The 13,319-nt window shown below is 38.9% G+C and carries 14 protein-coding genes; 4 read left to right on the top strand and 10 right to left on the bottom strand.

Translation table 11 applies throughout. From position 1 onward, the window contains the following. Positions 1-34 precede the first annotated feature (34 nt). Both secB and gpsA read left to right on the top strand, forming a co-directional pair. Positions 35-520: a protein-export chaperone SecB gene (secB, locus tag H5090_RS09785; RefSeq protein ID WP_002957782.1), complete on the top strand. Its 486-nt coding sequence runs from the start codon at positions 35-37 to the stop codon at positions 518-520. A gap of 3 nt (positions 521-523) precedes the next feature. After that, positions 524-1,531, top strand: coding sequence for an NAD(P)H-dependent glycerol-3-phosphate dehydrogenase (gene gpsA / locus H5090_RS09780; protein ID WP_024597561.1), 1,008 nt, complete (start codon positions 524-526; stop codon positions 1,529-1,531). A gap of 68 nt (positions 1,532-1,599) precedes the next feature. On the opposite strand, the gene trmL is transcribed toward gpsA, so the two are convergent. Further along, the gene (gene trmL, locus H5090_RS09775; protein ID WP_002957780.1) at positions 1,600-2,064 is read right to left on the bottom strand and encodes a tRNA (uridine(34)/cytosine(34)/5-carboxymethylaminomethyluridine(34)-2'-O)-methyltransferase TrmL; all 465 of its coding nucleotides are present in this window, start codon (positions 2,062-2,064) and stop codon (positions 1,600-1,602) included. A 160-nt stretch (positions 2,065-2,224) separates the two neighbouring features. On the opposite strand from trmL, the gene H5090_RS09770 reads away from it, so the two are divergent. Then, positions 2,225-3,088 carry a cation diffusion facilitator family transporter gene (locus tag H5090_RS09770; RefSeq protein ID WP_182695590.1) on the top strand — a complete coding sequence of 288 codons (864 nt, stop codon included), beginning with the start codon at positions 2,225-2,227 and terminating at the stop codon, positions 3,086-3,088. Here the strand turns inward: H5090_RS09770 and H5090_RS09765 are convergent. From H5090_RS09765 to H5090_RS09755, 3 genes are read right to left on the bottom strand one after another with little or no spacing between them, the layout of a single operon-like run. Beyond that, on the bottom strand, positions 3,051-3,998 hold the full coding sequence (locus tag H5090_RS09765) for an alpha/beta fold hydrolase (RefSeq protein WP_182695581.1): 948 nt from the start codon (positions 3,996-3,998) through the stop codon (positions 3,051-3,053). The two genes, H5090_RS09770 and H5090_RS09765, sit on opposite strands and share 38 nt — an antisense overlap. 3 nt (positions 3,999-4,001) lie before the next feature. Then, a complete protein-coding gene (locus tag H5090_RS09760) occupies positions 4,002-5,417 on the bottom strand; it encodes an ATP-binding protein (protein ID WP_182695580.1) in 1,416 nt (471 codons plus the stop codon). Next, on the bottom strand, positions 5,395-6,084 hold the full coding sequence (locus tag H5090_RS09755; RefSeq protein WP_002957776.1) for a response regulator: 690 nt from the start codon (positions 6,082-6,084) through the stop codon (positions 5,395-5,397). Before H5090_RS09755 ends, H5090_RS09760 begins: the two co-directional genes overlap by 23 nt. A 164-nt stretch (positions 6,085-6,248) precedes the next feature. On the opposite strand from H5090_RS09755, the gene H5090_RS09750 reads away from it, so the two are divergent. Continuing rightward, complete coding sequence (locus tag H5090_RS09750; protein ID WP_182695579.1) at positions 6,249-6,737, top strand: periplasmic heavy metal sensor; 489 nt, start codon at positions 6,249-6,251, stop codon at positions 6,735-6,737. Between the two features lie 72 nt (positions 6,738-6,809). On the opposite strand, the gene yacG is transcribed toward H5090_RS09750, so the two are convergent. The 6 genes from yacG to H5090_RS09720 form a co-directional block, all read right to left on the bottom strand. Next, entirely contained in the window at positions 6,810-7,040 is a 231-nt protein-coding gene (yacG, locus tag H5090_RS09745) for a DNA gyrase inhibitor YacG (RefSeq protein ID WP_002957774.1), read from the bottom strand. A gap of 101 nt (positions 7,041-7,141) precedes the next feature. After that, positions 7,142-8,818, bottom strand: a complete 1,677-nt coding sequence (pilB, locus tag H5090_RS09740) for a type IV-A pilus assembly ATPase PilB (RefSeq protein WP_182675564.1) — start codon at positions 8,816-8,818, stop codon at positions 7,142-7,144. 126 nt (positions 8,819-8,944) lie between these two features. After that, positions 8,945-9,586 carry a dephospho-CoA kinase gene (gene coaE / locus H5090_RS09735; RefSeq protein WP_182695578.1) on the bottom strand — a complete coding sequence of 214 codons (642 nt, stop codon included), beginning with the start codon at positions 9,584-9,586 and terminating at the stop codon, positions 8,945-8,947. A 1-nt stretch (position 9,587) separates the two neighbouring features. Further along, positions 9,588-10,481, bottom strand: a complete 894-nt coding sequence (locus H5090_RS09730) for an A24 family peptidase (RefSeq protein WP_182695577.1) — start codon at positions 10,479-10,481, stop codon at positions 9,588-9,590. Between the two features lie 163 nt (positions 10,482-10,644). Beyond that, positions 10,645-11,874 carry a type II secretion system F family protein gene (locus tag H5090_RS09725; RefSeq protein ID WP_024597567.1) on the bottom strand — a complete coding sequence of 410 codons (1,230 nt, stop codon included), beginning with the start codon at positions 11,872-11,874 and terminating at the stop codon, positions 10,645-10,647. A gap of 86 nt (positions 11,875-11,960) precedes the next feature. Then, positions 11,961-13,304, bottom strand: a complete 1,344-nt coding sequence (locus H5090_RS09720; protein WP_182695576.1) for an O-antigen ligase — start codon at positions 13,302-13,304, stop codon at positions 11,961-11,963. Positions 13,305-13,319: the final 15 nt, after the last annotated feature.

Here is a 13,319-nt window from a genome sequence, read left to right as displayed (position 1 = left end):
TTTAATTATAATAACGAACAAGTTAGGAATAACAATGAACGAAGAAAATCAAAACGTAGCAGCTGCAGAAGCTGGCGCACAATTTACTATTCAACGCATTTACACTAAAGATGTATCGTTTGAAACGCCAAACTCTCCGGCCATCTTTCAAAAAGAATGGACACCAGAAGTTAAGCTAGACCTAGATACACGCTCAAACAAGTTGGACGAAGGTGTATTTGAAGTTGTTTTAGCGCTAACTGTAACTGCATCTATTGGTGAAGAAACTGCGTTCTTATGTGAAATTCAACAAGCAGGTATTTTTACTATTGCTGAAGTTGAAGAAGTGCAACTTGCGCACATGCTAGGTGCATTTTGTCCTAACGTGTTATTCCCATATGCACGTGAAGCTGTTTCAAATCTTGTTAACCGTGGTACTTTCCCACAGCTTAACCTTGCGCCAGTTAATTTTGATGCGTTATTTGCACAATACATGCAACAACGTACTGCGCAAGCTGACCAGGCTTCAGCAGACGCATAACTTATGAGTACAGCAACTACAGCTGTTACTGTATTAGGGGCGGGGTCTTACGGCACCGCCCTTGCTATTTGTTTAGCCCGAAATGGTCACCAGGTGACACTTTGGGGAAGAAATAGCGACGACGTTGCCACGCTTGCAGCTGAGCGGAAAAATCAACGTTACTTACCTGATGCTCCTTTCCCAGATACTCTTACTCTTGAAGCTAACCTACAACATGCCGTTGCTAGCAGTGCTATTGTACTTGTTGTTGTGCCAAGCCATGCTTTTGGCGACACGCTTGCGCAGATAAAACCTGCATTGCAAGAGGGTGCTAAAGTAGCGTGGGCAACTAAAGGGCTTGAGCCTAATACTGGACGTTTGTTACAAGAAGTTGCTTTGCAAGAATTGGGTGATGACATACCACTTGCGGTACTTTCGGGTCCTACGTTTGCAAAAGAAATGGCGATGGGGTCACCTACAGCTATTTCAGTGTCTTCTACGTCACCTGAATTTGCGCAGCAACTGGCTGATTTACTTCATTGTGGTCGCTCATTCCGTGTGTATAACAATGATGACTTTATTGGTATACAGCTCGGTGGTGCGGTTAAAAATGTAATTGCAATTGGCGCCGGTATTTCGGACGGTGTAGGTTTTGGTGCTAATGCGCGTACCGCGCTCATTACCCGAGGCCTTGCAGAGCTCACTCGTTTAGGCTGTGCTTTGGGTGCTAAGCCAGAAACCTTTATGGGAATGGCAGGCCTTGGTGATTTAATACTAACCTGTACAGATAACCAATCACGTAATCGTCGATTTGGTTTGGCGTTAGGTAAAGGCGAGAGCGTTGATGCTGCTATTGAGTCTATTGGCCAAGTAGTTGAAGGCTTTAGAAACACTAAAGAAGTGTACTTACTAGCGCAGCGTGCTGGCGTAGAAATGCCAATCACTGAGCAAATTTATAAAGTACTTTATGAAAATAAAGACATGAAAGAAGCCGCTATGGCTCTTTTAGGACGAGAACAACGCGCTGAATAAGCGCTTGAGCTAGGCCTTAACTAAAAAACCGACACTATGTCGGTTTTTTATTGCCTAACGGATTATATTTACTGGGCGTTAGGGAAGCCCAACTGACGCCACGACTCGTAAACAAACACGGCGACTGCATTTGACAGGTTCATACTACGGCTATTTGCTTGCATAGGAATACGTACACGCTGATCGTTTGGTAATGCTTGAATCATTTCATCAGGCAGGCCGCGTGTTTCAGGACCAAATACCAAGCAGTCGCCAGCTTCGTAACTTGCTTCATGATGAAACTGACTGCCTTTAGTTGTACAGGCATACACTTTTTTAGGTTTGCATTTTTCAAGGTAGTCCTCAAAAGAGGCATGGCGTTGAACATGGCTAAATTCATGGTAATCAAGGCCCGCACGTTTCACGCGTTTATCGTCCCATTCAAAACCTAATGGCTCAATTAAATGTAATGCATAGCCAGTATTGGCACATAGGCGAATAATATTACCTGTGTTAGGCGGTATTTCAGGTTGGTATAAAACAATATCCAGCATAATGAGCCTTATAAAATAATCTGTAGTTTGACGAAGGGCAGTATACACGAAACCTTTTAAAAAAATGATATACTCAACACATTCAATACAGTGATTAATGGATACACGCGTGCATAACCGTAGCTACGAATTTTGGGTTAAAACTTCCAGCATTGTTACCATGGTCATGGTTAGCTTAATGATCGGCGCAAAAACATGGGCCTGGCTGGCTTCTGGCTCGGCTTCAATGCTTGGCTCGTTAACTGATTCGTTAATGGATATTACTGCCACCGCTATGAGCTTTTTAGTGCTGGGTTACGCACTGCGCCCAGCAGATGATGACCATAGATTTGGACACGGAAAAGCTGAAGCACTTGCAGGACTTGGCCAAGCCGCATTTATTGCTGGATCAGGTTGCCTACTTGCTTTTCATGGTATTGAGCGATTATTTAACCCTATACAGTTAAGCCATTCTTTATTAGGTGTGTGGGTAAGTATTTTTGCTATTGCGTGTACGCTCGTCATTGTATTTGTACAAAACAAAGTGGTTAAGTATACCGATTCAATTGCTATAAAAGCCGACTCAGTACATTACAAAGGCGATTTAATATTAAACGCTGCTGTGCTGTTAGCTATTTTGTTAGCTTATTATGGCGTGTTGTATGCAGATCCTATTTTTGCAATAGGTGTAGCGGGTTACTTACTTTATAACAGCTGGGATATAGCTCGCGATAGTGCCGATCATTTAATGGATAAAGAACTCCCTGATGACGAAAAAAAAAGCATATTTGACATAGCCAGAGCCCATGCTGATGTGCATGGCGTGCATGACATTCGTACTCGCCAAGGCGGTAAAGTTAAGTTTATTCAAATGCACTTAGAGCTTGATGATCATTTGAGTTTGATTCGCGCGCACAATGTGGCTGATGAAGTAGAGGCAATGCTCAAAGAACGTTTTGAGTCGGAGGTAGATATACTGATCCACCTCGACCCTTTGTCAGTACTTGTTAAGCCGTCACCGAATCACAAAATTGATAAAAGTTAGTTAATAGCGGCTTTCGAATTTCGTCACGTTCAAAAAGTAGCTCGTGTTTAGCGCCTTCAAAACTCTCAATCGTTGCATGAGCATGCCTTTTTGCAAGACTGTACTGTGCTTCGTTGTTTACCACTGTATCGCTAGCTGCACTTGCTATAAACAAAGGGATTGGTACGTTTAGGTTATCAACAGACTTTAAAAACGATATCGTAGCTGCTAGCCAGCCAAACGTAACGCCACCTAATTGTATGTTAGGTTCTAATTTATAGGTTTGCCTAAAGTAGGTGTAACGCTTCTCGCTGCTAGTAAGTACGTTTTCGGTAAATGGGATCGGGTTGTAGTTGCCTTGTCCAAATGCATAGCAAGAGTGTAAACCAAGTAAAGTGGCTAATTTAACAATAAACTTCGTTGGTATTTTTGGTACGTCTTTTGTAAAAATATCAAACATAGGAGCAGACAAAAACACGCCTTTATAGCTATTTTCAAATTTTGCTAAATAATCAATAGCAATGGCGCCACCCATTGAATGAGCTAGCATGACTTTTTTACCTTGCCAATGCCTTGAAACTATTTGCTGATCAAAGTTATTTAGGTCACTGCTGTAGTTATTATAATGTTTTACAAAGCCTTTATGTTTATTTTTAAGGTGCCTGTAAGAGCGGCCCTGACCTTGATGATCCATAATAAACACAGCAAAATTATTACTATACAGCTCCCATAGCAGTTCTTTATATTTTTCTAGGCCTTCAATACGCCCTGTACTTACTACTATTGCGGTTGTCGCGTTTTTAGGGATTGCGTATGCGTAAAATAGCTTTCCTGATGGCGTATCTAAGTAGCTTTTAATTAAATTTTCAGTATAAAAAACATTAATGGCCTCTTGATTGCTCTCAAGCTGGGCTTCTGAACTATAAAACATGCTTTACTCTTTTATTAATGGCAAGGTTATATTAGCACACAAGCCACCTAGTTCTTTATTTGATAATACTAAACTGCCACCATGCGCAGTAATAGCATTTTTAGCAATCGCCAGCCCTAAACCCGTACCACCACTTACGCGATCCCGCGCATCTGATTGCCTAAAAAAGGGCTCACAAAGCTTGCTCAGTTGATCATCGGGCACACCAGAGCCATCATCACATATTTCTATATAAATGGCATCTGTGTGCTTTAGAGTAATGCTAATTGTATTGTTTGCATATTTAATAGCGTTACGAAGTAGATTTTCAAGCGCACTGGCAATAAGGGTTTCGTCGCAATTAATATTTACGTCTACAGCGCCCACTATATTGAGCTGCTTATTATTTTGTTTTGCTTCAAACTGCGCATCGTTAATAACGTGATCTACAATTATTTGTAATGATTGTTTTTGCAGTGAAAGCGCTTGGCTTTTTGCTTCTAAGCGAGAAACTTGCAGCACGTCGGCAATCATCTTATCAAGTTGGTTTGCTTCTTTTTCTATGCGTAATAAATACGATTGGCTAGTGTCGTTAGCTTGCATTTGCGCAAGACCGGTAGCCATTTTTAAACGCGTAAGGGGCGAGCGTAACTCATGTGATATGTCGGCTAATAAGCGTTTTTGTGAACTAATTAAAAGCTCTAGCTGATTGGCCATGCTGTTAAAGTCTCGCCCAAGTATTCCCAGCTCATCTTTTCGGTTTACAGAAATGTCGGCTCTTGCGCTTAGGTTGCCCGCTGATAGTTTAATAGCTGCTTTTTTAAGACTATTTATAGGGGCTATTAAGTTACGGCTAAATACAAAGCTTAAAATAAGAGAGGCAACAATTGCGATGACTATTTTCATCCAATTAGGCATAAGCTTAAAGCGCATTAATAGCGGCGGTTGATGGTTAATATCTATTTCATAAAGATAAAAACTCCCTTCAGGCACGTTTATATTAACAGGGCCGAAGGCTTGATATTTTTCAGTAAAAATAATTTGTGGTGACATATTTTGAGTAAAGTTTAATAAACTTAAGTCGATGCTCTCTGGCACCTCTTTACTACTAAGGGAGTCTTCGCTTTGAGCTGCGCTTAAGTATAAAAGTTTACGCTTTGATAGGCGAGGGTGTACTAATACATCGCTTAGGCTGCGCTTATGTTTAATAGCAGTGCGCTCAATACTTTTAGCGGTATATATTAAGTTTTTTTTCATAGGGCCATAAAGCGGCTCGTTAGTTACCGCGTTAATAGCGGTAATGTTACTTAAAAATATAAGCGCTGCAACGGTGCCGATTATAGTTAACCAAAACCAAATAAATATTTTAAAAAACAGGTAGTGCCCAGGGTGTTTTAACCAAGCAAAGTAAGTGCTTTTATTCGCCTTGGATAAAGACATAACCCGTACCTCTCATTGTTTTAATTCGCTCACCTGGAATATGCTCTGCTATTTTTTTGCGGATATTACTTACATGCATATCGATAGAGCGATCAAAAGAAGCTAAGCGCCTACCTAGTACTTCTTCACTAATTTGCTCTTTACTAACCACTTCACCTGCATTTTTACACAATAGCGTGAGTATTTCGTACTCTGTACCAGTAAGCGTTAGTGTAGAGCCGTCTATTGAGGCCTCTCGAGCTGCAAGGTTAACAGTAATGCCATTAACGAGTAACTTACTCGTTGTAGCTACATTTAAGCTATTAATGTGCTCTATACGGCGAGTTATCGCTTTTACGCGGGCAAGTAATTCACGATGATTAAAAGGCTTTGGAATGTAATCGTCAGCGCCTAGCTCTAGACCAAAAATACGGTCAAAGTCTTCACCTTTTGCTGTAAGCATTATTACCGGTGTGAGTTTTGTTTGCCTAAGTTGTTTAAGTACTTCAAAACCATCAAGCGTTGGTAACATTACATCTAGCAATATCAGGGCGTAGTCATTTGCTTGTGCTAGTTTAAGGCCTTGTTCACCGTCGTGTACGCTTTGTATTTCAAAGCCTTGGGCAGTTAAATATTCACTTAATAGCTCACAAAGGCCAGTGTCGTCATCAATCATTAATAGTTTCATTTACAAACCCTTAGAGTTGTTTATAGCGTTATTTTACCCGCTAAATAGTGCAAAGGTGAATCTTTACACAACCTTTACACTGCTTTGCGTTACTTTGCGTTGAGTTAGGTATAGTTAACTCACTGGCTTAGCAGCCACAACCACCCAATATTAAGGTAATGATTATGACTAAATTAAACACACTTTCAAAATTAGTACTTATCTGTGGCTTAGCAACAGCAACGCTTGGTGCTGGTAGCGTGTTAGCTAAAGGCGACGGACATAAGCAAGGCCATTCTCAAGCTCGTTTTTTACTTTCTGAGCGCGGCGTTGAAAAATTAAACCTAACAGATGAGCAGCAAACTAAGCTAAAGGCTATTTTTGAAGCGCAAAAAACACAAATGAAAGCTCTGCGTGGCGACGATAAAGAAGCCCGTAAAGCGATGCGTGAAGCGCACAAAGCAAAAATGGATGCATTACTTTCGGCTGCGACATTTGACGAAAATGCAGCAAAAGAGCTATTAAATGAACGCCGCGAAAAAGGTGAGCAATTTGGTTTAATTAAACTAAAAACACAACACCAAGTAATGCAAGTGCTTAACGCTGAGCAAAAAGAGAAGTTTGCTAAAATGCAAAAGCGTATGAATAAAAAGCACCGTAAACAAAAAAGTTAATTTTACTTTTTTGTAAATACTAAAAAACCAGCGTAATGCTGGTTTTTGTATTTAGGGCATTATGAAGATAAATCACTTAAAAAAGTCATCTTCATTTTTAGCCATCATTGCTTCAATATCTTCAATCATGTCTTGGCTAAACTCTTCAGCCGAGGTGATTGGTGCAGAAATTTTATTATTTTCGAACGACCATTCACCTAAATCAATTAGTTGGCAGCGCTTTGAGCAAAAAGGGCGAAATGGGCTTTGCTCTGACCATTCAACTTTAGTTTTACAGGTTGGGCAGTTTACAACAGTAGGCATAAATTACTCTCTACAAATTTTTGGTGCATATTACATTACTTAGATATGAGTCTCTAGCTATAAGGCTCTGAGCTTAGAGCCTTATCTTTTACTGTGGGACTTTAAAAATTGGTTACGCGGTTTATTTCACCAAGGGATGTAAGGCCATCGGCTGCTTTGCGTAAACCCGATAAACGTAAATTATTAAAACCGGCTTTAAGTGATACCTCTGCTATTTCAAGCGAATTTCCACCGCGCATAATAATTTGGGCAATTTCAGGAGTAATTTGCATTACTTCGTAAATACCCACACGCCCTTTGTAACCATCAGTACAGCTATCACACCCTTTAGGCATATATAACGTCATTTCTTCAATTTGCTCGGCACTAAATCCTTGGCGAGCTAGTTCTTCACTCGGAAGTTGTTCTGGCGTTTTACATTTAGGGCACAAGCGACGTGCTAAACGCTGGGCTATTATTAAGCTAATCGAACTTGCTACGTTATAAGCAGGTACACCCATATTTAATAAACGAGTGATTGTTTCCGGCGCTGAGTTTGTATGCAATGTTGATAAAACCAAGTGACCTGTTTGCGCCGCTTTTATTGATATTTCTGCGGTCTCTAAGTCACGTATTTCACCTACCATAACTACATCAGGATCTTGACGTAAAAATGCGCGCAGTGCGTTGGCAAAAGTCATGTCGGCTTTAATATTTATTTGTACTTGGTTTACACCTTCAAGGTTAATCTCAACCGGATCTTCCGCAGTACTAATATTACGCTCAGGTTGGTTTAATATATTTAAACCTGTGTATAGCGATACTGTTTTACCAGAACCCGTTGGCCCTGTTACAAGTATCATCCCTTGAGGCTGGGCAAGCGCATCCATGTAAAGCTTTTTCTGCTCAGGCTCATAGCCTAATACATCAATGCCTAACATAGCGCTTGATGAATCAAGAATACGCATTACTATTTTTTCGCCCCACAAGGTAGGCATGGTACTTACACGAAAGTCGATACTTTTGCGTTCAGTAATTTTTAGCTTTATACGACCATCTTGTGGTTTGCGTTTTTCGGCAATATCGAGTCGCGACATTACTTTAATACGCGCAGAAAGCTTGGTTGCTAATGTATTAGGTGGGCTTGCCACTTCATGCAAAATGCCATCAATACGAAAGCGAATACGGTACTTGTGCTCATACGGTTCAAAGTGTAAATCAGAGGCGCCTTTTTTAATGGCATCCATTAAAATTTTGTTGATGTATACGATGATAGGCGCATCATCTTTATCGTCATCTTGTGGTGCTGTATCTCTTTGGCTTTCTGAGTCTAAGTCAGCAAATTCTTGAAACTCGTCATCAGTTAGATTTAAGCTGCCAGTGGCATCTAGTAATTGCTCTATTTTGGTATCGAGTTGAATATAATCAACAACAACAATTTCGCATGAAAGACCGGTACTAAACTCAAAGTTTTCGAATGCGCCGTAATCTGTTGGGTCTGATGCTGCTATATAAACTTTTCGATCTTTTTGAACAAGCGGCAAAATATGATGTTTACGTATAAGTTTTTCTTTTACGAGGTCGGCCGGGATTCTTGTAGGATCAAAGTCTTTTAAATCAAAATAAGGTACGCGAAACAAGTCGATACATTGTTCAGCTAAATCTTTACTATCGATTTTTCCACATTTAGAAATAAGCTCAGCTGTTGAGGCAAATTCATTTTGTTTGTTTTTAACCGTGTCGGCATCAATGCGGCCAAGGGTTATAAATTTTCTCAATAACGGTGAGTTAATATTCATTGCGCACCTGTTTTATTCCTTCAATAGTAAGCAATTTATCAGAAAAAAGAAGGTGATTACATCACCTTTCATTCTTTGTTGTGATTTTACTAACTAAAATACGAGTTTGTGTGAGTTAGGACAGTGTTAATGTGAGTTAGTTTTGTTGTGTAATGCATATTGTAGGTACTTTTTATGCAGATCAACAAGTTCTATATGCACTAGGTTTAAACTACGGTCGTTATTTAAAATATCATCCGCTTTTTGCTGTTTATCGGCACGTGACATTTGCGAGGCAATAATACTTTTAACTTGCTCACGACTTGTGTTGTCACGTTTTGCTGTACGCGCTATTTGTACACAGCTTGGTACGTCAATAAGTAAGGTATGGTCGCAATATTTATCAAGGTTGTTTTCAAATAATAAAGGCGCTACTAAAACAACATAAGGGCTAGTTGCACTATTTAAATCGTTTAGTATTTTTAACCGAATAAGAGGGTGTAGCAACGCATTAAGCCATTCTTTGTCACTGTTGTTAGTGAATATTTTTGCGCGCAATTCTGCTCTATTTAATGTGCCATCAGGCAATAAAATATCTTTGCCAAAGTGTGCTGTAATCGCTTTTAGCCCTTTGCTATTTGGGAGTACGACTTCACGCGCAATTATATCGGCATCAACTATTGTAATACCAAGCTCTTCAAACATGTTACTGATGGCCGTTTTACCACAGCCAATACCGCCTGTTAAGCCTAATACCCAGCTGTTTACTTTAGTTATTTGCTCACTCATTTTAATAACCTATTAAATTAAAATAAGCGCCTTGAATTTGGTTGCCCCAAAGCATAGTGATCCAGCCTGCTATCGCTAAATAAGGGCCAAAAGGGATAGGGGTCGCTTTGTCTTTACCTTGTATGCTCAACAGCGCAATACCTATAATGGCACCTACTACGCTCGAAAGCAGAATAATAGTAAGTAATGACTGCCAGCCAAGTAATGCCCCAAATACAGCGAGTAGTTTAAAGTCGCCATAACCCATGCCTTCTTTACCGGTTAATAACTTAAATAGCCAAAACACGCTCCATAGACTTAAATAACCACAAGCTGCACCAATAATTGCATCGGTTGGTGTAATTGTGTAACCCATTACAGAAGCAATAAGTGCAAGCCATACTAGCGGAAGTGTAAGTTGATCTGGCAGTAACATGTGGTCAATATCAATAAAGGTCAGAGCTACCAATATCCACGTTACAAAAATATATAAAAGGGCTTGCTCGGTCGCACCAAAGCTATAGGCAACAATTAAACTTAATAGGGCAGTAATTAGCTCTACAGCAGGGTATCGGACCGAAATAGAATTACTGCAGCTTGCGCATTTACCTTTAAGTATTAACCAACTAATAATAGGAATATTCTGCCAAGGCTTAATGGCTGTTTTGCATTTAGGGCAGGTAGAGTTGGGTTTTACTAAGTTAAAAGGCTTATTGATATTGGCTTGTTTAGATTTATTAGCTGTAAGCTCATCATCTAGCAATATGCGGCATTCGCTTTGCCACTCACGTTGCATCATCAACGGTAAGCGATAAATAACCACATTTAAAAAACTACCAATACATAAACTAATTAAGCCAATAGTGGTTAAATAAAACCACAACTGGCTTTGCATTACTTCAATAATACTTTGCATTATGTTACCTGAAAACTGTTCTAAAAGATTAAGTGTCTAAAAATTAAGTGAAATTATTATCACAAAGAGAAATAAAAGAGAGTAAATGAGAAGACATTAATAGCTATGCCTTACCAAAAAGTAAGCCCCTCTTTTATTTTCTGTAAATTGTTATTTTTAGTAATTAAATAACAGAGCCAAGTTGGAAAATAGGCAAGTACATCGCAACAATCAAGCCACCAACAAGTACACCCAGTACGGCCATAATAAGTGGCTCAAGTAGGCTTGAAAGGCCATCTACTGCATCATCAACTTCTTGCTCGTAAATAGTCGCTACTTTAGCAAGCATGCCGTCTAGTGAGCCAGATTCTTCACCAATCGCAACCATTTGTATTACCATATCAGGAAATATTTTTGAGTTACGCATTGCCCAGTTCATCTGATTACCTGAGCTCACTTCTACTTTGATATCTAAAATAGCGTAACGATAAACAGCATTACCTGAAGCGCCCGCGGCAGAGTCAAGCGCATCAACCAGCGGCACACCTGCAGCAAATGTAGTCGAAAGAGTTCGTGCATAGCGAGCAACTGCTGCTTTATTTAAAATCATGCCAATAACAGGCAGTTTAAGTATAGCTCGGTCGGTTGCATCTCTGAGTTTTAAACTTCTAAGCTTGGCTTCTTTAAAAGCGTATCCAAAAGCTACAATAGCGATTAGTATCATCCACCAATATGCTTGCATAAAGTCTGATATGCCAATAACAAACAAAGTGAATGCAGGAAGCTCTGCCCCAAAACCTGCAAATATATCTTGAAACTGCGGCACTACAAATATTAATAGTATTGAGGTTACAATGCCGGCAATAACTAATACTGAAATAGGATAGAACATCGCCTTTTTAATTTTTGATTTTAGCGCTTCGGACTTTTCTTTATATAAAGCAACTCGGTCAAATATTTTATCAAGTGCACCAGATTGCTCGCCAGAGGCTACAAGGTCGCAATATAAATCATCAAAATAACGTGGGTGTTTTCTAAGTGCTGTAGATAGTGGTTGCCCCGCTTTTACTTCATCAGCAATAGTTTCCATTAATTTGGCGACACTTTTATTGGTCGAGCCAGAGCCAATCATTTCTATGGCCTGTATTAAAGGAACTCCGGCCATCAACATAGTCGCAATTTGGCGAGTAAGTAGTGCTATATCTTTAGGGGTTACCTTTTGAACACTTTGAATACCAAACAGTGGTTTTGCTTTACGCTTCACTTTTGAGGGAGTGATACCTTGCTTGCGAAGCTGAGCTTTTACTAATGCAATACTATTACCTGTAAGCTCGCCTTCAAGTTTTTTCCCTCGTGCACTTACACCGACCCACTGAAAAGTATCGAGGCCTTTATCTTGTTGTTTTTTTGCCATTAAGAGTACCCAGCTGAATTTGGTTTAAACTTCATTATTACAAGCATAACTTAAACTAATGATTCTTGGTAGAAAAGTTGGACGCTTTAAAATCGTTGCCCAACGGACCAAAATCTAGGTCCGTAAATGTAGCCCTTATCAGGATCAATATTATTATAAATACTTATCGCTTTTTGTAAGTAAAGGTACCATGCAAAAACAAATAAAATGGTTACTAAAGCTTTTAAGTATTTATTTATGGAAATGCTTTGGATACTTTTTTTATTGATTCTACCAAGTAGCAACCCCCACATTATAAATAAGAGTGTTTGCGATACTGGCATTACATGCACGCCAGAAAATAGTGAGTATGTAATACCTATAGCAAAAGAGTAAAAGAGGCTTTCAGTAATGATATCTTTTTTATGCTTTTTTAAATGTGTTATCGCTTTTTTAAATGTTGTAAAAACAGCGGTTAAAATACATATAAGGGCGATAAGACCCCATTCATTTAAAATTTCAATTAATGAATTATGAGGGTGACTGTAAGGAGCTGAACTGCCAAGTGACATTTCAAATACTCCAGGACCATTGCCGATAAATAAATGCTTTAAAGATAGGTTAGAAAGAGTATTAAACCATAAATCAATTCGGCCTGAGGAGGATGTGCGTAGTATTTCAGTACCTCCTTTATTTAATGAGTCCAGAGCATAAAAAGCAATACAACTTAATATAAAGCAGGCTAATCCAATAAGTACTAGTTTTTTTAATGTAGTTTTTAAAGCAAGAGCAAAAATAGAGAAAACTAGAAATGAGAGTAAAGCCCCACGAGCTTGGCCAATAAATATTAATAATAGGTTTAAAAACAAAATAATAAATACAATACGCTGAATACCTTTAAACTTTAGGAGTAACACCAAAAAGGGAAGAATAAACACCTGTACTTGGTTGAAAAAGCGAATGTTAATAAAGCCTGAGTAAATTATGTATGGATTTAAAGGTTGCTGCTCCGAAAGTGTAAAAATTATATTAAGTAGGCATATTAAAATTAAGCTCGTATGAGCTATCAATAATGCATAAATGATAAATAAAATAGACCTTTTGTCATTTATGGTACTTACGTAATACATAGTTAAAATAAGTAAGCTTATATGAAGCGTGTACAGCAGACTAAAACTTTGCTCCGCACTCATTAATGCAGATAAATAACCACAAAAGATAAAAATCGAAAATAATATTCCATTTTTTTTGTTTAGTGCCAGCTTAAAAGTAGGCTCTTTAATGTCTAAAAAAGAAGTAAGCGCTATAAGACTGATACTAAGTAACAAAGCTATTTGAATTATGCGTTGGTGATTATGGTAATCGTAGGAAAATATGGGTATTAAAGGTATTAGCGTATACAGAAAAAACAAGCTGATGAGCGACGGTTTTATTATATTTACTGCATTCATAAGTGTTGATTCTTA

It is taken from the genome of Pseudoalteromonas sp. SR43-5, assembly GCF_014163835.1.
In the GTDB taxonomy this organism is placed as follows: Bacteria; Pseudomonadota; Gammaproteobacteria; order Enterobacterales; family Alteromonadaceae; genus Pseudoalteromonas; species Pseudoalteromonas distincta.
The sequence above is the reverse complement of the archived record's forward strand: the minus strand, read 5'-3'. Positions and strand labels throughout refer to the sequence as shown.

Coding starts and splice junctions, on each gene's coding strand:
- H5090_RS09725 (WP_024597567.1), bottom strand. CDS start 11,874: ATGGCAAAAAAACAACAAGATAAAGGCCTCGATACTTTTCAGTGGGTC.
- secB (WP_002957782.1), top strand. CDS start 35: ATGAACGAAGAAAATCAAAACGTAGCAGCTGCAGAAGCTGGCGCACAA.
- pilB (WP_182675564.1), bottom strand. CDS start 8,818: ATGAATATTAACTCACCGTTATTGAGAAAATTTATAACCCTTGGCCGC.
- gpsA (WP_024597561.1), top strand. CDS start 524: ATGAGTACAGCAACTACAGCTGTTACTGTATTAGGGGCGGGGTCTTAC.
- H5090_RS09750 (WP_182695579.1), top strand. CDS start 6,249: ATGACTAAATTAAACACACTTTCAAAATTAGTACTTATCTGTGGCTTA.
- yacG (WP_002957774.1), bottom strand. CDS start 7,040: ATGCCTACTGTTGTAAACTGCCCAACCTGTAAAACTAAAGTTGAATGG.
- H5090_RS09730 (WP_182695577.1), bottom strand. CDS start 10,481: ATGCAAAGTATTATTGAAGTAATGCAAAGCCAGTTGTGGTTTTATTTA.
- H5090_RS09720 (WP_182695576.1), bottom strand. CDS start 13,304: ATGAATGCAGTAAATATAATAAAACCGTCGCTCATCAGCTTGTTTTTT.
- H5090_RS09760 (WP_182695580.1), bottom strand. CDS start 5,417: ATGTCTTTATCCAAGGCGAATAAAAGCACTTACTTTGCTTGGTTAAAA.
- H5090_RS09770 (WP_182695590.1), top strand. CDS start 2,225: ATGGTCATGGTTAGCTTAATGATCGGCGCAAAAACATGGGCCTGGCTG.
- coaE (WP_182695578.1), bottom strand. CDS start 9,586: ATGAGTGAGCAAATAACTAAAGTAAACAGCTGGGTATTAGGCTTAACA.
- H5090_RS09765 (WP_182695581.1), bottom strand. CDS start 3,998: ATGTTTTATAGTTCAGAAGCCCAGCTTGAGAGCAATCAAGAGGCCATT.
- H5090_RS09755 (WP_002957776.1), bottom strand. CDS start 6,084: ATGAAACTATTAATGATTGATGACGACACTGGCCTTTGTGAGCTATTA.
- trmL (WP_002957780.1), bottom strand. CDS start 2,064: ATGCTGGATATTGTTTTATACCAACCTGAAATACCGCCTAACACAGGT.